The sequence below is a fragment of the Bacillus sp. SW14 genome, from assembly GCF_047608225.1.
GTDB classification, from domain to species: Bacteria; Bacillota; Bacilli; order Bacillales; family Bacillaceae; genus Bacillus; species Bacillus subtilis_G.
This window is the reverse complement of the sequence record NZ_JBLKRW010000001.1, coordinates 914974-933364: the sequence shown is the minus strand read 5'-3', so window position 1 is coordinate 933364 and position 18391 is coordinate 914974. Positions and strand designations below refer to the sequence as shown.

18 protein-coding genes and 1 riboswitch are annotated in these 18391 nt (G+C 45.6%); of the genes, 4 read left to right on the top strand and 14 right to left on the bottom strand.

The genetic code is table 11. The features are described 5' to 3' along the window. The first annotated feature begins 86 nt into the window (after nt 1-86). From ACMX2I_RS04720 to ACMX2I_RS04710, 3 genes are read left to right on the top strand one after another with little or no spacing between them, the layout of a single operon-like run. On the top strand, nt 87-1535 hold the full coding sequence (locus ACMX2I_RS04720; protein ID WP_414956324.1) for a spore germination protein: 1449 nt from the start codon (nt 87-89) through the stop codon (nt 1533-1535). Next, nucleotides 1504-2601, top strand: a complete 1098-nt coding sequence (locus tag ACMX2I_RS04715) for a spore germination protein (protein ID WP_414956323.1) — start codon at nt 1504-1506, stop codon at nt 2599-2601. The genes ACMX2I_RS04720 and ACMX2I_RS04715 overlap by 32 nt, the downstream gene beginning before the upstream one ends. Then, nucleotides 2598-3713, top strand: a complete 1116-nt coding sequence (locus ACMX2I_RS04710; RefSeq protein ID WP_414956322.1) for a Ger(x)C family spore germination protein — start codon at nt 2598-2600, stop codon at nt 3711-3713. Before ACMX2I_RS04715 ends, ACMX2I_RS04710 begins: the two co-directional genes overlap by 4 nt. Before the next feature lie 8 nt (nt 3714-3721). Here ACMX2I_RS04710 and liaR read toward each other — a convergent pair whose 3' ends face one another. The 11 genes from liaR to ACMX2I_RS04655 all read right to left on the bottom strand — a co-directional run bounded on the left by liaR (nt 3722) and on the right by ACMX2I_RS04655 (nt 13736). Further along, the gene (gene liaR, locus ACMX2I_RS04705) at nt 3722-4357 is read right to left on the bottom strand and encodes a two-component system response regulator LiaR (protein ID WP_202328055.1); all 636 of its coding nucleotides are present in this window, start codon (nt 4355-4357) and stop codon (nt 3722-3724) included. Beyond that, on the bottom strand, nt 4335-5417 hold the full coding sequence (gene liaS / locus ACMX2I_RS04700; RefSeq protein ID WP_414956321.1) for a two-component system sensor histidine kinase LiaS: 1083 nt from the start codon (nt 5415-5417) through the stop codon (nt 4335-4337). Before liaS ends, liaR begins: the two co-directional genes overlap by 23 nt. Next, complete coding sequence (gene liaF / locus ACMX2I_RS04695; RefSeq protein ID WP_414956320.1) at nt 5414-6139, bottom strand: LiaRS two-component regulatory system accessory protein LiaF; 726 nt, start codon at nt 6137-6139, stop codon at nt 5414-5416. Before liaF ends, liaS begins: the two co-directional genes overlap by 4 nt. A gap of 33 nt (nt 6140-6172) precedes the next feature. Continuing rightward, nucleotides 6173-7045: a DUF4097 domain-containing protein gene (locus ACMX2I_RS04690; protein ID WP_414956319.1), complete on the bottom strand. Its 873-nt coding sequence runs from the start codon at nt 7043-7045 to the stop codon at nt 6173-6175. Nucleotides 7046-7144: 99 nt separating this feature from the next. Then, a complete protein-coding gene (gene liaH / locus ACMX2I_RS04685) occupies nt 7145-7825 on the bottom strand; it encodes a stress responsive protein LiaH (protein ID WP_414956318.1) in 681 nt (226 codons plus the stop codon). Between the two features lie 26 nt (nt 7826-7851). Beyond that, a complete protein-coding gene (gene liaI / locus ACMX2I_RS04680; RefSeq protein ID WP_414956317.1) occupies nt 7852-8232 on the bottom strand; it encodes a cell envelope stress-induced membrane anchor protein LiaI in 381 nt (126 codons plus the stop codon). 160 nt (nt 8233-8392) lie between these two features. Further along, on the bottom strand, nt 8393-9661 hold the full coding sequence (locus ACMX2I_RS04675; RefSeq protein ID WP_414956316.1) for an MFS transporter: 1269 nt from the start codon (nt 9659-9661) through the stop codon (nt 8393-8395). Between the two features lie 175 nt (nt 9662-9836). Further along, a complete protein-coding gene (locus ACMX2I_RS04670; RefSeq protein ID WP_414956315.1) occupies nt 9837-10418 on the bottom strand; it encodes a cob(I)yrinic acid a,c-diamide adenosyltransferase in 582 nt (193 codons plus the stop codon). Nucleotides 10419-10439: 21 nt separating this feature from the next. Then, the gene (locus tag ACMX2I_RS04665) at nt 10440-11768 is read right to left on the bottom strand and encodes a heme ABC transporter ATP-binding protein (protein WP_414958291.1); all 1329 of its coding nucleotides are present in this window, start codon (nt 11766-11768) and stop codon (nt 10440-10442) included. Continuing rightward, nucleotides 11768-12829 (bottom strand): FecCD family ABC transporter permease, encoded by a 1062-nt coding sequence (locus ACMX2I_RS04660; RefSeq protein WP_414956314.1) that lies wholly within the window; start codon nt 12827-12829, stop codon nt 11768-11770. Before ACMX2I_RS04660 ends, ACMX2I_RS04665 begins: the two co-directional genes overlap by 1 nt. Then, nucleotides 12792-13736 (bottom strand): ABC transporter substrate-binding protein, encoded by a 945-nt coding sequence (locus ACMX2I_RS04655; protein ID WP_414956313.1) that lies wholly within the window; start codon nt 13734-13736, stop codon nt 12792-12794. The genes ACMX2I_RS04660 and ACMX2I_RS04655 overlap by 38 nt, the downstream gene beginning before the upstream one ends. 104 nt (nt 13737-13840) lie before the next feature. Further along, a riboswitch (cobalamin riboswitch) is annotated at nt 13841-13981 on the bottom strand. 152 nt (nt 13982-14133) lie between these two features. On the opposite strand from ACMX2I_RS04655, the gene ACMX2I_RS04650 reads away from it, so the two are divergent. Next, nucleotides 14134-14925, top strand: a complete 792-nt coding sequence (locus tag ACMX2I_RS04650; protein ID WP_414956312.1) for an SDR family NAD(P)-dependent oxidoreductase — start codon at nt 14134-14136, stop codon at nt 14923-14925. A gap of 37 nt (nt 14926-14962) precedes the next feature. Here ACMX2I_RS04650 and ACMX2I_RS04645 read toward each other — a convergent pair whose 3' ends face one another. The 3 genes from ACMX2I_RS04645 to yvrH all read right to left on the bottom strand — a co-directional run bounded on the left by ACMX2I_RS04645 (nt 14963) and on the right by yvrH (nt 18362). Further along, entirely contained in the window at nt 14963-15841 is an 879-nt protein-coding gene (locus ACMX2I_RS04645) for an SMP-30/gluconolactonase/LRE family protein (RefSeq protein ID WP_414956311.1), read from the bottom strand. 68 nt (nt 15842-15909) lie between these two features. Then, nucleotides 15910-17652: a sensor histidine kinase gene (locus ACMX2I_RS04640; protein WP_414956310.1), complete on the bottom strand. Its 1743-nt coding sequence runs from the start codon at nt 17650-17652 to the stop codon at nt 15910-15912. Beyond that, a complete protein-coding gene (yvrH, locus tag ACMX2I_RS04635) occupies nt 17649-18362 on the bottom strand; it encodes a two-component system response regulator YvrH (RefSeq protein ID WP_087991174.1) in 714 nt (237 codons plus the stop codon). The genes ACMX2I_RS04640 and yvrH overlap by 4 nt, the downstream gene beginning before the upstream one ends. Nucleotides 18363-18391: the final 29 nt, after the last annotated feature.

Genomic DNA, 18391 nt, shown 5'->3' with positions numbered 1-18391 from the left:
TTCCATGAAATACTGTAACACAGTATATCATTTATTTAACAGGAAAAGATAACCTCTACTAAGGTTTTGGACAAGAGGTGACCTCGTTGGAACAAACAGAGTTTAAGGAATATATACACGATAATTTAGCATTGGTGCTTCCTAAATTAAAAGAAAACGATGATCTCGTAAAAAACAAAAAAATGCTCTCCAACGGGCTTGTTTTTTACTATCTCTATTTTAGTGAACTGAATGATCAGCAGCAGGTTTCAGAATCGATGCAAACCTTAATCAAAGATGAAGAGACCCTCACGCTTGATCAGGTCAAAAAACGTCTTGACCAGCTTGACGCAAGACCGGTTAAAACCGCGGAAAAAACGGTCAAGTCTATTCTTAGCGGCAATTGTGCTGTATTTATTAACGGATTGGATCATGTCTATATTCTATCTACAGGAAAGAAAAAAACAAGAAGCCTGGCAGAGCCGACAACTGAAAAAGTGGTTCGCGGACCAAAAGTTGCGTTTGTGGAAGATCTCAATACAAATCTCGCTCTGATCAGACAAAGAACCTCTCATCCGAAATTAACCACTAAAAAAATCATGATCGGCAAAAACGAGCTGAAGCCTGCGGCCATTATGTACATTGAAGGCAGAGCAAAAAAGTCCGTCATCAAAGAAGTAAAAGCGCGGCTTAAAAATGTCCAGCTGGAGGATATCCAGGACAGCGGAACGCTTGAGGAGATCATAGAAGATAATAAATATTCGCCGTTTCCGCAGATTCAAAATACGGAAAGACCTGACAAGGTATCGTCTGCCCTATATAACGGCCGGGTGGCCATTTTGGTCGACAGTTCACCATTTGTGCTGCTGGTCCCAGTTTCTCTCGGTGTACTGATGCAATCTCCGGATGACTACTATGAGCGTTGGATCTCAGCATCTCTTATCCGATTGCTGCGTTTCGCTTCTATCTTCATCACCTTGTTTTTGTCATCGATTTATATCGCACTCGTGTCCTTCCACCAAGGGCTGCTCCCGACAGCGCTTGCTGTCACGATTTCGGCAAACAGGGAGAACGTGCCGTTTCCGCCGATATTCGAAGCCCTGCTGATGGAAGTGACGATCGAGCTTCTGAGAGAAGCCGGGCTGCGCCTCCCGAATCCGCTTGGCCAAACGATCGGTCTTGTCGGGGGCGTTGTCATCGGACAGGCGGCTGTAGAGGCGAATCTCGTCAGTTCGATTATGGTCATCGTTGTCAGCGTCATTGCCCTTTCATCATTTACCGTTCCCCAATACGGAATGGGGCTTTCTTTCCGGGTGCTGCGTTTTATTTCGATGTTTTCCGCCGCTATGCTCGGGCTGTACGGGATTATTTTATTTATGCTTGTGATTTATACGCACCTAACGAGACAAACGAGCTTTGGATCTCCGTATTTTTCTCCAAACGGATTCTTCAGTTTGAAAAATACGGATGATTCCATTATCCGTCTCCCAATTAAAAACAAACCAAAAGAGGCGAATAATCCAAATGAGCCAAAAACAGACTCCACTGAAACTTAATACTTTCCAAGGAATTTCAATTATAGCGAATACGATGCTCGGGGCCGGTCTTTTAACATTGCCGCGAGCGCTGACCACTAAGGCGAATACTCCTGACGGCTGGATCGTGCTGATATTAGAAGGTGCCTTTTTTATCTTTTTTATTTATTTAAATACGCTCATTCAAAAAAAACATCAATACCCTTCTCTGTTTGAGTATTTGCGGGAAGGGCTTGGGAAATGGATTGGCAGCATCATCGGCCTTTTGATTTGCTGTTATTTTATTGGTGTGGCCAGCTTTGAAGCCCGGGCAATGGCCGAAATCGTTAAATTTTTCCTGTTAGAGAGAACGCCGATTCAAATTATTATTATTACGTTTATCTGCTGCGGGATTTATTTAATGATCGGCGGCCTGAGTGATGTATCACGGCTGTTTCCGTTTTATTTAATGGTTACGATCATTATTTTGCTGATTGTATTCGGTATCAGTTTTAAAATTTTTGATATCAATAATTTACGCCCGGTACTAGGCGAAGGCTTCGCTCCGATTGCCAATTCACTTACTATCGTTTCCATCTCCTTTTTAGGGGTGGAAATTATGCTTTTTCTTCCTGAGCATATGAAGAAAAGGAAATATACATTCAGATACGCGACGATTGGATTACTCATTCCGATTACTTTATATATCATTACGTACATCATTGTTGTCGGAGCTTTGACTGTGCCTGAGGTTAAAACGTTAATCTGGCCCACCATTTCTCTCTTTCAGTCCTTTGAGCTAAAAGGCATATTCATCGAACGGTTTGAATCGTTTTTACTGATCGTTTGGATCATTCAATTTTTCGCAACCTTCGTCATTTACGGTTATTTCGCTGCAAGCGGGTTAAAAAAGACGTTTGGCTTATCTATCAAAAAAGGATTGATTCTTGTCGGTGCGGTTACCTATTATTTTTCCCTGTGGCCGCGCGACACCAATCAGGTCATGATGTATAGCGATTACCTCGGATACACTTTCGTCTTTCTGTTTTTACTGCCCTTTATACTGTTTTTGATCGTTGCGCTCAAAAGGAGGCTAACAGAAAAATGATAAAAAGCGTTCTAATTGCTTTCGTGTGCACCCTTCTGCTTACCGGCTGCTGGGACAGCAGGAACATTGAGGAATTAAGCCTTATCGTCGGTGAAGGTCTGGACAAACCGAAAGATAAGAATTTGGAGCTGACACAGCAAATTCTTGTTCCTAAAAAAATCAGCACGAAAGAAGGCTCATCCTCAGATCCGACTAAACTCGTATCAACAAAGGGGGAAACCGTTCATCAAATACTGAGGACTTCCGCATTGAAAAACTCCCCTACTTTTTCTCAGCATTTGCGTGTTATTATGCTGTCAAAAGAGTTACTTGACGGTCATACAGGAATGGACGCGCTCATTAATCAATTTGTAAGAGACAATGGTACAAGAAGGAGCTCGTATATGTTTGTCGCTGACGGCAAAACGAAAGATCTGCTGAAGATGACTGATGAGGGAAATCCAGCATCCAATGTTATTTATGAGCTGACAGAGAATAACAGTGTGACGATCAGAATGATGGATCCCGTTACATTAGGAGAGGTCTCAGCACACTTGACCTCTGACGATACTTTTGCAATTCCTCATGTCGGCAAAGAAAACGGCAAACTTGCGATTACCGGGGCATCCATCATCAAAGATCGACTATGGCACGCGGACTTAACACCGGGCCAGGTGCAAAACATGAACTTATTTACCGGTACAGTCAAAGGCGGTGTCATCGACTTGAAGCATGACGGCTACTTCTTTTCTTATGAGGTCTATTCAAGCAATCGAAAGATCAAGACAGCGTACAAAGATGGAACGTTCAAATTCACTGTCACCCGCAACATCGAAGGCCGGCTGTCTGAGGATTGGAACCCGAAAGAAGATTCATTTAAGGATTCATATATTAAAGAAATTGAAAACACCCTCGCTAAAAGGTTACACAAAACAGTCACGGGATTTGTAAACACACTACAAAAGGATATAAAAGCCGATCCTACCGACTTAGGAAACGAAGTCAGAATCCATTATCCGCACAAGTGGAAAAAGATTTCAACCAAATGGGATGACTATTTTGCAAAGGCTGAAATCGAGTACAAGGTCAATGTGGTGATCAGAGACTTCGGGACAAAAGGAGCGACCAAATAACAGATGACCTATTTTACGAGGTGATGACGATGCGCGTAAACGGCCGCTTGCGTCCTGTCACTGACATCGAGTTTTGATAACATATTGGTGATATGGGTTTTGACTGTTTTAATAGTGATAAACAGTTCCTCGCCAATTTCTTTGTTTGTTTTTCCTTCTGCGACCAGGCAGAGAATTTCAAGCTCCCGTTTTGTCAGTGATTCATGCGGGAGCGCGTGTTCACCTGAGTGGCGCAGCCGGGATAATACTTTCCCCGCCACTTTTGATTCCAGCATCGGCTCTCCCTTGTTTGCGGCGCGGATGGCATCGGCGATTTCCGCCGCTTTTGAGGTTTTCAATAGATAGCTGAGCGCGCCCGCTTCAATGACCGGGTACACTTTGTCATCATCAATGAAGCTCGTGAGCACAATAATTTTCGGATCTGGGAGCTCCCGGCAAATTCGCTTTGTGGCTTCAATGCCATCCATGCCCTCCATGACAAGATCCATTAAAATGACATCTGGCGACAGTTCAGCAGCAAGCCGCACGCCTTCGCTGCCATCAGCCGCTTCGCCGATGACTTCAATATCGGGCTGCGCCTCCAAAAAAGCCGCGAGCCCCATTCTCACCATTTCATGATCATCAATCAATAATACTCGAATCACGTTCGTTCTCTCCTTTTTCTTCCGGGAAAATCGGAACCTTCACTTCGATTTGTGTGCCTTTTCCTTCGACTGAGATCACTTCGGCGACCCCGCCGATTTCACTTGCACGTTCTTTCATAGAGTTTAAGCCGTATGAGGATGCTTTCACCTGATTCATTTTAAAGCCTTGTCCATTATCAATGACCTTGAGCCGGAGCTGATTATTCTTTAAGCCGAGAATCACGGATACTTTTGAGGCTTTTGAATGCCTAAATACATTTGAAAGAGCCTCCTGCACGATTCTGAACAAATGGTCTTCAACACCCTTGGATATCGGGGTGTCCTGAATATCCCACTCAATTTCAAGCGTCTGTTTCTTCCGGAACTCGTCCAAAAGCTCCGTAAGCCCCTCCTTCAGCCCTTTCCCTTCTAAGGTAACAGGCCTTAAATGGAGCAGCAGGGCCCTCATTTCATTTTGGGCTTCCCCCGCCATATGCTCGACCATTTTGATCCGCTTGACTGTTTTACCGTCAGCATCTTTGACGTGTTCCAACACAGCCGATGTCATCATCGATATGGCAAAAAGCTGCTGGCTGACTGCGTCATGAAGATCTCTTGCCAATCGCTGGCGTTCTTCTGAGATGACTGACTTCTTCATTTGCGCCTGCCATTCCGCACGTTCATTGGAAAGTTTCTGCAAGGAAGCGACTTGAAGCTCCACGCGCTTCGCCATTTCATTCAGCTGATCGGCGGCCAGGCCGATTTCATCATCTCCAAGCGGCGGTATTCGATAAGCGAAATTGCCGTTTTCAAAGGTTAAAATCGATTCGACCAAGGTATCAACCCTTGTCTTCATCCGGTTGCCGTACATATACCCTGAGGCAAAGCCAACCGTCACACTGATCAGCAGCAATATCAGGATAAACGGAATTCCAAACCAGCTTGACGACAGTAAAACAAGCGGATCGAGCCGATAATAAACCATCATAAAGGAGATCATGCAGGCAAAAAGGAGCAGACTGATACCCGTAGTCATACGGATGGCACGCCACTGGAGACTGGCAAGCAGTTTTTTTCTCATACGTACTTCACATCCACATCACCGATAAATAAGGAAACGGACACTTTGATCCGGCGCTTTGACTCGCTGAAATCGGATGACGCGGCATAAACCTTCGTGCTTAATCCGCTTTTCTTCGAGCCGATCAGATTGATATCACCGATAAAAACGGCCGAGCTGACAGCCACATCAAGGTCTGATGGCACATAAATATCAACGTTTCCAATGACTCCGCTAATGACAATTGTACTTTCTCCCTCGGGAATCATCGCTTTAGACAAGTCGATTTTAATATCACCGATAAAACCAGAGATATTGAGATCATTCAGGTCAAACGGCTGCTTCATCATTTGCAGCTCTCCGATAAAAAAGCTGCGCATGTCGGGATGTTTATCATCTTTTGCCGGCTCATGCCGTTCTTTTTTATTGAGATCGACCCGTTTCTCATTCGGTTCGAATATCGGCTTTCCTTTGACAAGCCTGTACCCGGCGTAAATCAGAAATGCGGCAAACGCATAACCGAATAAATTAAAGGTGATGCTGAAGAGGTTTTTCAAAAATAAAAACGCGGCAAAGATGTACATGACGGAGCCGAGCCAATCACGGGAATATTTTTTCAAAAAATAGCCGGCAATCAGAAAAAAGAGCGGCCAAAACAGCAGATCGCCTATTCCGATAATTTGTAAAAACATACTGATGCCGAATAAAGCAATGATCAATCCGAGAAGCTGTTTTTTTGTCATTCCTGGTGTCCGCCTCCTTTCTTCTGCCTGGTGCTACCGTATCACTAGATCCCCGCTGTCCGTTTTGATATCAATTGGATGCCGGCCGCTTCCTTGCGAGCCTGTAATGTGATGATGATCTTTATGTGCTGTATCAGCAAATGAATACGGCGAACTGACGCTCCCGCTCGCTGATTTAGCCTTGACTGTAAAGCTGCCGTTTTCGGGAAGGCTCAGATCAGCATCACCGCTTGTCAGCGTGACAGATACAGGACCTGATACCTTTTTCAGTGCGGCATCTAAGTTTCCTGAAGTCAGCTTCACATCAAGAGAGCCTGATACATCAGCCAGATTCGCGTCTCCTGAAGCTAAATCAATGCCGGCTGTTTTGGAGACCGTATTGGAAATGGTGACATCGCCGGACGATCCCTTTACTTTCATGTCTTGAAGGCGGACATCCGTCACTCTCATATCTCCGCTCGCAGATGCTGCGTTCAGCTCAATAAGCGCAAGATGCTGATTCCCGTCCACAGATATGTCCCCGCTTGAGGTCCGCACCGTCAGATCACCTTTATAATCATATGGAATCCGGACGACAAGGAAAGAACGGTTAAACCCATTCAAAAGTTGAAATTCTTTTTCCTTTGCGGTCAGCTCCAGTTTCCTTTTGCTTTCAGTGACAAATAACTTTCCCGATTTTCCTGAGATACCTGCCGATATGTCATTTCGTTCTTCCTCTATGATCCGGACATTCTTGTGATCCGACTCAATGACCACGCTGTCGATATCCCCCGGCGATGCGCTGGCTGAATCGGCTTCAGTGCCGCTTACGAACCCCAAGCCCGCAGCAAACACGTCTTTTACCACGACGCCGAAAAATATAAGAATACCAGCCATGATCAACAGTTTGCCCAGCACTTTTTTCATTCGATTTCATCCTTCTCATTCATTCTATTATAAAAGAAAAGCTTGTGAATTGTACATGCGGAAGGGAAGGACTTGTCCGCAAACCCTTCCCCGTCCCGCTTATTCATTTGCTGCTTGTGGTGTCTGGTCTTGTTTTTGCAGCGAGAGCGCCCGCATGTTCTCAATCTCCGCTTCCACATCATCAGCGAATTCTTTGCGTGTGAGTTCTGTGCCGGCTTCTGCTGACTTTGAATAATTCGCGCGGATTTCCATTTCCTCAATACGATTTTCAATGCGTAAAAATTCACGATACGCGCTTTCGCTGTCAATCTTGTCAAACGTCGTATTCATATGCTCTTTTGCTTTCGCGGCATTGGCCCGGGCAATCAGCGCTTGTTTTTTATCCTTTACGTCCTGCAGCTTTGTTTCAAGTGCAGCCAGCTGTTCTTTCAGATCCGCCAGCTGACTGTTGGCTTGTTCATAGGACACTTTATGCTCAGCCGCCTTCCCTTCTAAATATTTCATTTCAGTCAGTGCCTTTTTCGCCAGTTCTTCTTCACCTGCGTCAAATGCGAGCTGTGCCTGATTTTTGCGTTTTCCAGCCACCTCAGCTGCTTCTTCATATTTTTTCTTAAATTGATAGGTAATCGTGTGCTGTTTTACAATTGTTTGTTTTGCTTTTGCGATGTCACTTTCCATATCACGGACATATTGATTGAGCATCACCTTTGGATTCTCCATTTTATCAAGACCTTCATGAACTGACGCAACAAACATGTCTCTGATTCTTTTTAATACCATACCTGATTCCTCCTCATATGCTGATATTATTTTTTCTTCAAAAATTCTTCCCATTCGTCATCAAAATGAGATTGGTAGGCAGCCGAAGCCGGTTCCGGATCAAAAGATGACACACCGTTATCAGCTGATCCGTTTTTCATGAGCTTCCAGCCGTAATACACCATAGCGGCCGCCAGCGCAATTCCGACGACAAACGGAAGTGAACATATGAGCATGATCGCTCCGATACCGCCCAAGATAATTCCTGTGATGGTTTTTCCTGCAGCAAATCTTTTGATTCCTGCGTATGTCATTATGCTCCCGATGGCGAGCGGGATGATAAAGCCGAAGCTTCCTCCTCCAAAAAAGACGGAGATCCCAAATACAATTAATAAGAATCCGCCTATTGTTCTCTTGTTTATCTTCATGCAGATCCTCCTTTCGTTTTCCTTGTCTTCATCTTAAACAAATTAGCATTTGCGCAAAACGAATCAGAGATTGATTTTTATATAAGACCGGAGTCGTATCTCGTGCCAGACCTATGGACACAAAAAAACGCCATGCACGAGGCATGGCGTTTCAAAACCCTTATAGATGAACACTTGCTTCTCTTTCTTTGATCAGGTCGGCCTGTTCTGCTTTGGCCAGCTTTGTAAAAAGCAAAATGCCGATACCCGCGATAATTTCGACAACCCCTCCGACAGCGATTACAGTTCCTGACCCAAAAGCGTTAGCAGCATACCCGCAAATGACAGCTCCGGCAGGGATGGAAATATTTGAGATCATATGTATAACGGCGTAGACCTGCGGCTGATCCTCACTATCCACAGATGTCTGGATAATCGTGTACTCAGGAACATTTACAGCACTGACTGCGGCGCCAAAGGTAAACGCAGCGAGAAAGACGAGCGGCAAAAAGGTATTCATCCCGGTAATAAAGAAAGCAAATCCTTCAATAATGCCGGCAGTTACGAATAGCAGACCGTACCTGTTTACTTTGACTTTCGCCAGCACAAATCCCAATAAAAACGCGCCTGCGGCAGTAGTGGCCTTTAAAAGCGAGTAAACGATCGGCTGACCGTTTAAATCTTCCGCAACGTAAACGGCTGAGAGCGCTTCCCAAGGGGCAGCCGCGAAATTCATAAAGATACAGTAAATGGCGAGCGGATATAAAATCTGATGTTTTCTGACGAGTGTAAACCCGCGTTTCAGCCTGCCCATATATGTGCCTCTCTGCGTAACGGCAGCAGACTCTGATTGAGATTCAACCGCAGTATATTTAATGAAAAGGACGAGAAAGCCAGAAACCAAATAGAGAACAAGTGCGATAAGCATCGTATAAGAAGGGCTGATAAATGTAAGAAAAGCGCCGCATAACGTGACAGCTCCGAGCCGGACAATTTGAGCCGAGGACTGCAGCACAGCGTTTGCTTTTTGAATGCCCTGTTCATTTACAATTTGGGGAATTAAAGCTATGGAGGCGGGATTGTAGGCAGCCCCTGTAGCAGAATGCACAATCATAAGCGACATGACAAACCACAGCGGAGAAAAGCCCGCAAAATGACAAAGAGGAATAATCAAGACAACCACTGCCCTAGTCAGGTCTGAAAAGTACATCCAAAATTTCAGCGTGTTCTGCTTCATCAAAGGGCCCGTCACAGGCGCCAGCACAGCTTCCGGCAAAAAAGTGACAGCAATCAATAATGCAGTGCCGATCGCGCCTTTGCCGTCATAAATTAAAAACCATAATATCGAATTAAATGCGAACATATCGCCGGATATCTTGACTATTCTTGAGAAAAAAAGATAATTAAAATTTCTCTTCCAGATGCTATCACTTTCAATTAAATTCACCATCTATCAGAGCCCCCTACTGCCTATTTTTTACATCTATTTGTTTCAATATCTCACTTTTCCATTTTTCAGTCAATAATTCATAAGGTTCATTTTTTGTCGTAAAATGGGTAATTGACAGAATGAAAAACAAAAAAGCCGGCATGTATGGAAACGCGCCGGCTTTCGTTTTTTCTTTTTATGATTCGCTGCTGTTTCGGTCCCGAAATACAATAGCACTTCTTTCATATTCTACATCGGCAATGCCGCTTCTCACATTCACTACACGGGCGGCGGCAAAGAAATAATCGGACAGCCGATTCAGATAACGCAGCACTGTTTCATGAATCTGCTCTGATTTCATCAGTGATACCACTCGGCGTTCCGCCCGCCTTGTAATGGTGCGCGCCGCATGGAGAAGCGAAGCCCCCTTCGATCCGCCCGGAAGAATAAATTTCTTCAGCTCTGGCGCTTCTGCTGTATAGGCATCAATGCGCTTTTCTAAGAAGGAAACGGATTCTCCCGTTAGTTTATAGTCTTTTCTTTCTGTGACTATCGCCAGATCGCCTCCGCAGTCAAACAGCTCATGCTGGATGTTCAGCAGCTCGGCTGTCAAATCTTCAAAGCCGGGCTGCCCGGAAAGCTCTGCCAAAGCAAGCCCAACAAAGCTGTTCAGTTCGTCAATCGTGCCGTAGCTTTCGACGCGAAGGCTGTCCTTGTCCGTTCTGCCTCCAACTAGGCTCGTTTGTCCCTTATCGCCTGTTTTTGTATATAGTTTCATACATATGTCTCCTTTGCAGACTTATTCAAACAGCTCTGCCGCTTCTTTTACACATTCAGCTGTTCCGATCTGTATCAATTGGTCGAGCCGCTTATCTATGTTTTCAGATTGACGAGCTTGTGTCGCAGCGATGAGAATATCCCCCTCTGCCCGTCTGTCCCCTAACACTTTCACCCGTTCTGCTTCGGCAGCCATAAGAGCTTTGACAAAGAATTGATCTGCCGCATAGCCGTTGATCAAAATCCATATCGAAAAGCCCGTCATGACGCAAATGAAAACAGATAATTCTCCATCCGCATACGTTCGATATACAATACGGTCAAGCTTTTCCGAAGAAACCATCGCACAGGTTTCCGGCAGATGAAAACCGTTTTCCGCTAGGCAGGCTGTAAGCTCTTCGATAGGATCTGCCTGAACCGTCAGCAGTTTATGGATCAGTGTCCTGCTCCATGAAAACCCTGCACCGACAGGCGCGGAGGACAGGGTACGAAGCGGAATTTCTGTCTGCAGAAGAATGTCATCGCACCCCGCTTGGAGCAAAGCTTCAAATGGGATAGGTTTATGCTTCACGCTGTTTTGTTCAGGCTGAATCGCAATCATCGGCTTAGGTGAGTTGTGATGAACCAAGGCGGTGACATCTGTATCGTACACCGCCTTTATGTGATGTTCTGTAACAGCATATTCCGGTTTTTGCTTAGGTACGGCTGTACCGTTTTTCATAAACAAGAGCTTATCACAGTACAGGCTCGCGGTGTTCAGATCATGAAAAACGCTGACAGCCGCCAATCCATTTTCTCTTGTCAGGCGTTTGATGAGATCAAGCAGGTCTTTTTGATAAGCCAGGTCGAGAAAATTGGTCGGCTCGTCCAAAAATAAAATGCGCGGCTGCTGCGCCAAAGCTTGGGCCAAATACACCCGCTGCTGTTCCCCTCCGCTTAGATCACGGATCGATTTTTGCGCAAAAGCGGCCACTCCTGTTTGCTCCATTGCTTCCTGTACAATGGCTTCATCCTTGTCAGTCTGCTGTCTGAACAGCCCTGTTTGAAATGGATATCTGCCGAAGGCTACAGTTTCTTTGACGGTAAAGGTAAAGGCTTGATCCGTTTTTTGCGGCAGGACGGCCATCATTTGCGCCAGTTCCTTCGGTTTATAGTCAGCCAGCGGTTTGCCAGCCAGATAAACGCTGCCCTCCTTAGCCCGCAGCGTACCTGTCAGCAAGTTCAAAAGCGTAGTTTTTCCGCTTCCATTAGGGCCGAGAATACCGAGAAATTCACCCTTCTCCACTGTTAAGCTGACATTGTCGATCAGCTCGGTGTCTCCATAGCCCCCCGACAGCCCTTCTGCTTTTATCATAAGCTCCTCCCCCCGCGGTGCTGCCGAATTAAAATAAGGGCGAAAACAGGCGCCCCCGCCAGGGACGTAATGATCCCAATCGGCAGTTCAACCGGCTCGATAATCGTTCTGGAAAGCAGATCGGCCAAAACAAGAAAACCTGCTCCGAGCAAAGCGGACAGCGGCAGTAAATGCCGATGGTCCGTGCCCCACAAAAGCCTTGTGATATGCGGAATGACAAGACCGACAAAGCCGATCGTGCCGGACACAGCCACAGCGCTTCCCGTCAAAAAAGAGCCCGCTATTAAAATCAGCATTTTTCTCCGCTGAACGCTGACCCCGAGAAGCTTTGCTTTGTCTTCTCCATATGTCATCACGTTCAGCTCTCTTCCGTTAATGATCAGTAAAATGGTTCCCAAAAGAAAAAACGGGAGGAACAGAACAACATAGCCCCAGCCTCTCATCGAGACGCTGCCTAGCAGCCAATGCACAATCGGCAGCAGGTTGTCTCCTGTCAGGGCAATGATAAGAGAAATAAACGCACCCAAAAATGAGTTGATGATGACTCCAGTCAAAATGAGGGTAGAGACAGACATCGAAGCATGAACGAGGCGGCTGAAGGAAAGAACCGCCGCAATCGTGGCAAGTGCCGCGGCCACACTCACAACCGGGAGTGTAAACCCTCCGATGACAGGAAGCTGCAGGCCGAAGAACAGGGTCACAACCGCTCCGACTGAAGCACCGGATGAAACACCGAGCGTGTAGGGATCAGCAAGCGGATTTTTCAACAGCCCCTGAAAAGCAGCCCCCGCGATAGAAAGAGCCGCCCCCACAAGGGCGGCCAGCACAACTCTCGGCAGTCTGATATTCATCATAATATTTGTGTACATCGGGTCATCAGGGCCGATAGAGCCGCCGAAGCCTTCATGCCAGAAGACACGAAGGATAGCGGAAATAGGAATTTGCAGGCTGCCGCAAGAAATTCCCAAGATGATGCTTACGGCTAAAAATGAAAAACCGATGACATATGCGGCAAAACGATTATTCCTTAAACGTATCCGGATAAATGCTTTCCGCAAGTTCTTCGACCCCTTCGATCAGACGGGGACCGGAACGTGTCACGAGATCAGGATCCACATCATACACGCGATGATGTTTCACAGCATTGATTTCGCTCCAGCCGGCGCGTTTTTCCACTGCTTTCGCTTTCACTCCGTCTGTTGTAACGATAGCATCAGGATTGAGTTTTACAATCGCCTCGTCTGTCATCTGCACCCAGCCTGTTTGGTTCGCTGCTGCGTTTTTAGCATGGATGACATTGAGCATTTCATTCATAAACGTGTCTTTTCCGGTTGTGTAAATGTCGGGAGCAGGAGAAACCTCGATAAATACGCTTTTCTCCTCGTCTTTTGATATGGTTTTCGCTTTTTCTTGAATATCCTGCAAATCTGATTTCATGCTTTTCACGAGCTGGTCAGCTTTTTTCTCTGACCCGGCAGCTTCTCCGATCATTTCAATTGATTTGTAGACCTCGGAAAATGATTGCGCATCATTGACAGTCAGCACGGTGATGCCCGCGTCCTTCAGCTGTTTGATGGCATCCGCTGAAGCTGACATGGAAGACTCGTGGGCAAGAACGAGATCCGGCTTTAGAGAAATGACTTTCTCAACGTTCACATTCATATCTCCGACCTTCTCAACCTTTTTGACTTCCTTTGGATATGTATCGTTTGTGGTGACACCGACCACTTTTTCACCAAGACCGAGAGCGTATGTGATTTCTGTGTTGCTCGGCATTAATGAAACAATCGTTTCCGGCTCCTTTTTGATGGTCACATCTTGATTTGATGCATCATCAATGGTGACAGGAAACGCTTCCGTCTTTTGTTTTGCCTTGGAATCCTTCTGATCTGCCGTATTGCCGCAGCCTGCTATCATAACGGCAGCCAGCAGAAGCGCAGTCCATATTCCGGCTAGTTTTTTCATCATCTTTCCTCCTAAGTAAACTAAAAAAAGCATCTCTACGATGGTAAAGATGCTGTAAACAACACAAAAAAGCCTATTGTTTACACATCATCTGTCCTCGCAGACTTCGTGCTGATCAAACAGGCAGGTATCCTGGCTCTTGGCGCTATGGCCAATTACAGTGGCGGGACCGCACCGGCTTTTACCGGTTTCCCTATTAAGCCGGCTGTTGTTCACGGACCGGCACCTATTTGACATTCGTATCCTTTTTTCGGAGTAATTATACTATATGACTGATAGGCTTGTATATGTGTCCTGAATGACTTTTCCCCGCTATGTGTATGGGAGCAAAATCCTCGTAAACACTAAATGTGTTCTTGTATACTTTATACCATCATCAATGAAAAGGAATGATCTTATGGATTTACAGCTAAAAGACAAACTTGTCATCATCACCGGCTCGACTTCCGGCATCGGGAAAGCCGCGGCAAAAAGCTTTCTGCAAGAGGGTGCGGCAGTCATTGTCAACGGACGCAAACAGGAGACTGTCAATCGCACGGTTGAAGAGCTTTCTGGATACGGAACGGTGCATGGCGTGGCTGCTGATTTGTCAAAAACAGATGAAGCAGCGGCTTTTATTGAAAAAGTAAATGAAATCGGTGATGTCGATATCCTTGTCAACAACCTTGGTTTCTTCGAGGTAAAAGACTTTGCGGATGTGACAGATGAAGAGTGGAATCAATATTTTGAAGTGAACGTGATGAGCGCGGTTCGGACAAGCCGCCACTTCCTTCCAAAAATGCTTGCCAAAAACAGCGGCCGCATTTTAAATATCGCAAGTGAAGCAGGCATCAAACCGCTTCCAACGATGATTCCGTACTCAATGACAAAAACGGCGCTGATCAGCCTTTCAAGAGGAATGGCTGAAATGACCAAAGGCACGAATGTGACGGTCAACTCAGTGCTTCCGGGACCTACTTGGACAGAGGGCGTAGCATCCTACATGGAGGGCGCCGCACAGGCAGCCGGCCAGGATACAGATACATTCATCAAAGACTATTTCAAAGTCAATGAGCCGACTTCTCTTATTCAGCGATACGCGACAGCAGAAGAAGTCGCCAACACGATCGTATTTCTCGCATCTGGCGCCGCATCCGCCATTAACGGTACGGCACAGCGTGTAGAAGGCGGCATTATCCGTTCTCTCTAATATGCCAAAAACGCATCCATGTTTCGGATGCGTTTTTTTATACGTCTCCAGCGAATGGAACGGGCTGGTATCCGCCTGTTTCCAGTTTTGCTGAAAACAGTCCTCCCGCGTGAGGCTGCTCGTATCTTTCTGTTTCTGTCATTTGTTCCGTTGCCGTTGTGATGTAAAGGGTTTTTAAGTCTCTGCCGCCGAACGCGCAGCACGTGACATATTTAGCCGGAACGCTGATTGAACCGATTTCTTTCTTCTGAAACGGGTCAATGTGAACAACGCGGCTGCCGCCAAACAGCGCCACCCACAGCATGCCATTTTGGTCGATTGTCATGCCGTCCGGCAATCCTTCTGATTGATCAAAACGATAGACAGGTTCTGGATTCGAGACATTTCCGCTTTCAGGATCAAACCTGTAGCGAACAATTTCCTGAGTCGGCGTGTCGATGTAATACATTAAATTCCGCTCGCGGTCCCAATCCAAACCGTTCGAGGTGGAGACTTGATCTTTGATTTTGACAAGACTGCTGTCTTGATCCAAACGGTATAGCGAGGCCCGTTTTTGTTCGCCTTCCATGCTCGTCGTCCCCGCCCAAAGCCTTCCGCACGGATCACATTTCGCGTCATTAAAACGCAGGCTCTCATCCATATCCTTCGGCTGTTTGATCTTTTCCAAGCTGTCATCCTGAAGATGATACAGGTAAAATCCGTCCTTCATCGTCATCATCAGTTCATCCTTGGAATATTTCGCAAGCGCCGTCACAAAGGACTTGAATTTGATCGACCGGTTGATTTTTTCTTCAGAGTCGAAGATGTGGAGCTCGCTCCCTAAGATATCAACCCAATATAAACGGCTGTTTTCTTCATCACATAACGGGCCTTCACCAATGACTGCCCGAGTGTCTGCTTCCAATACTGCATCCATGTGTTACACCTCTTTAGCTTAAGACTATATATTGTTATTCCCGTCAAAGAGGCGGTCAAACCACATGTTTATTGCTTTTTAAAAAGGATGGTAATGACCGTTCCAATGTTCATTCTGCTGTTCACGTGAATCGTCCCGTTATGCAGATGGACAAGTTCCTTGGCAATGGCGAGTCCGAGGCCCGTTCCGGCAGATGAATCTTTTGTGTTCGTCCCCCTGTAGTAACGGTTAAACAAATGGGTGATCGTTTCTTCATCCATTCCCTTCCCGTTGTCCTTAACCTTCAACGAAATATGATTTTTAGTTTGTTCCAGAATGACCTGAATCTCTGTTCCTTTGTCGTTGTGCTTCACCGCATTTCCAAGGAGGTTTTCTAATATACGCCTGAACCACCCTTCATCAAGCGCAAATTCAATATGCTCTTCTTTGGATACAAAGGAGATATCATACCCTTCAGAAAACGGATTTTTCTTAAAATCCTCAATAACGTTTTTAAAAAACGGGATCAAGCTTGTCAGATTTCTCTCTATTGGAAGGGCATCATTTTTCAGCCGATACGTTAAATTTAAGTCTTCAATCAGCTTGGACATGTATTCAGATTTTTCTCTGACAACCTGCCCCATTTCTTTCACTTCCTCCGGCGACCAGTCATATTGCTTAGACTCAAGCATCATGCTGTAGCCGTAAATGCTGCTGAGCGGTGTTTTTAAATCGTGCGACAAACCGGCAATCCATTCTTCCCTTGTCGCCTGGATTTTTTCTCTATTTCTCTTATCCCGTCTCAGCGTTTCAGTCAGCTGATCCATGGATTCAAAAATCTCACCGAAGAAGCGATACGGCTGTTTGATTTTCCCCTTTTTGTTTTTGCTGACAGGAAGGCCGCTCCGGTTTTTCGGTTCCTCAAGCTTCCCTTTTGATAGGTTGACCAGCCATTTAATCGTGTGAAAAATCGGCAGCCCGAATCGGAACATATACCAAACTGTCATCCAAATGATATACAGGAACAGAACACCCATGATCAAAAACATCGCCTTTAGAACAACCTTCAGAAATGATTTGTTAAACTCCTGATCGGTGACGTAGACAGGGTTCGGCACCGTAGCAACCATCCATCTGTCTTGATCAAGGATCTTAACAGAAATTTCCCGCTTATAGTTCCAAGGTTTGGAGCTGTATTTGAGCAGCTCCAGCTGGTTCATCGTTTTTCTTTCACTTTTTGTGCTGTTGACGCTGTCAAGGATGTTTCCATTGCTGTCTAATAGATAAATGGCACCTTTTTCCTTTTTAATATAGTCGATGGTACTCGGCTTATAATGTGCTGGAACGTCTATTTTTTGTTCGCGTTTTCCAATGGAAGCCAGCAGCTGTTCGCTCTTTAATTTCCAGCCTGATAACAAAAGGTACGACTTGTCTTCAATATTGATGGCCCAATAATTCACCTTATACTGATTAAGCTTTTTGGTTTTATAAATAGATAGAAGCTCTTTTTTGGTATGGGTGTTTGGCACGTCTTTAGGCACACTGTAGGAATAAGCGGTTTTCCCTTTGGAATCAATGATTTGCATCCATCCGTCCTGTTTATCGACAGATTTCTTCAGAAAATTATCCACTTCCCATGCCCCGTCTTCGTTTACATCGAGATATGCCTCAAGTGTGTCGGTCGTTGCCTTCGTCAGCCCTGAATTGGATTCCGCATCGCTAAAGCGCGAATCTAAATAGAAAAACGATGCAACCAGCATAACCGTGAGCAGCAGGATCACAATCAGCATCTGCCCGAAAAAGTGAAACAAAAATTTCCATCTTAACCTCATGACCGCTTGCCTTCAGGATTAGGGATAAAACGGTATCCTAGACCGCGAACCGTTACAATATACTCCGGATTGCTCGGATCGCGCTCAATTTTTTCCCTGAGCTTGCGAATATGAACCATGACGGTGTTGTTGTCGCCATAGGAAGGATAGCCCCACACTTTTTCATAAATTTGATCCTTAGAAAGCACCACATTAGGGTGTTCACAAAAATACTGCAAAAGCTGCAAAAGCTGGGCTGAACAAGCGACGGCACTTCCGCCTACAATCAGCTCGGCATTTTGCGGAGAAAATGTAAAATAATCATATGTATAGGTTTGATTTGAACTTGTTTCTTTCGACTGGTATGTGCGCTTGAGGTGGGCTCTGATTCGCGCCGCTAATTCCAGCGGATTAAATGGTTTTGTGATATAGTCATCAGCCCCAACCGCAAAGCCCGACAATTTGTCCGCGTCGGATGATCTTGCCGTCAGGAAAAAAATCGGAGCCTCTGAATACTCTCTGATCAGCGTGCAGGCTTCAAAACCGGACATCCCGCCCATCATGACATCCAGCACGATCAAATCTACCTTATTGGCCTTCACAACCGGAATCGCTGCTTCTGCGCTTGCCGCATCCAGTAAATTTCGATAACCTTCTTTTTCGAGAACGCGTTTGATCATATCCACAATCGCTTTCTCATCGTCTACGATTAAAATTGACGCATTTTCCACTTTTATGTTCCTTTCTGTCACTGTTTTTT

Excerpts from the sequence above, each read along its gene's own strand:
- ACMX2I_RS04715 (WP_414956323.1), top strand. The coding sequence starts at position 1,504 with ATGAGCCAAAAACAGACTCCACTGAAACTTAATACTTTCCAAGGAATT.
- liaF (WP_414956320.1), bottom strand. The coding sequence starts at position 6,139 with ATGACAAAAAAACAGCTTCTCGGATTGATCATTGCTTTATTCGGCATC.
- ACMX2I_RS04675 (WP_414956316.1), bottom strand. The coding sequence starts at position 9,661 with ATGGTGAATTTAATTGAAAGTGATAGCATCTGGAAGAGAAATTTTAAT.
- ACMX2I_RS04690 (WP_414956319.1), bottom strand. The coding sequence starts at position 7,045 with ATGAAAAAAGTGCTGGGCAAACTGTTGATCATGGCTGGTATTCTTATA.
- ACMX2I_RS04655 (WP_414956313.1), bottom strand. The coding sequence starts at position 13,736 with ATGAAAAAACTAGCCGGAATATGGACTGCGCTTCTGCTGGCTGCCGTT.
- ACMX2I_RS04650 (WP_414956312.1), top strand. The coding sequence starts at position 14,134 with ATGGATTTACAGCTAAAAGACAAACTTGTCATCATCACCGGCTCGACT.
- ACMX2I_RS04645 (WP_414956311.1), bottom strand. The coding sequence starts at position 15,841 with ATGGATGCAGTATTGGAAGCAGACACTCGGGCAGTCATTGGTGAAGGC.
- liaS (WP_414956321.1), bottom strand. The coding sequence starts at position 5,417 with ATGAGAAAAAAACTGCTTGCCAGTCTCCAGTGGCGTGCCATCCGTATG.
- liaI (WP_414956317.1), bottom strand. The coding sequence starts at position 8,232 with ATGAAGATAAACAAGAGAACAATAGGCGGATTCTTATTAATTGTATTT.
- ACMX2I_RS04710 (WP_414956322.1), top strand. The coding sequence starts at position 2,598 with ATGATAAAAAGCGTTCTAATTGCTTTCGTGTGCACCCTTCTGCTTACC.
- ACMX2I_RS04670 (WP_414956315.1), bottom strand. The coding sequence starts at position 10,418 with ATGAAACTATATACAAAAACAGGCGATAAGGGACAAACGAGCCTAGTT.
- liaH (WP_414956318.1), bottom strand. The coding sequence starts at position 7,825 with ATGGTATTAAAAAGAATCAGAGACATGTTTGTTGCGTCAGTTCATGAA.
- ACMX2I_RS04640 (WP_414956310.1), bottom strand. The coding sequence starts at position 17,652 with ATGAGGTTAAGATGGAAATTTTTGTTTCACTTTTTCGGGCAGATGCTG.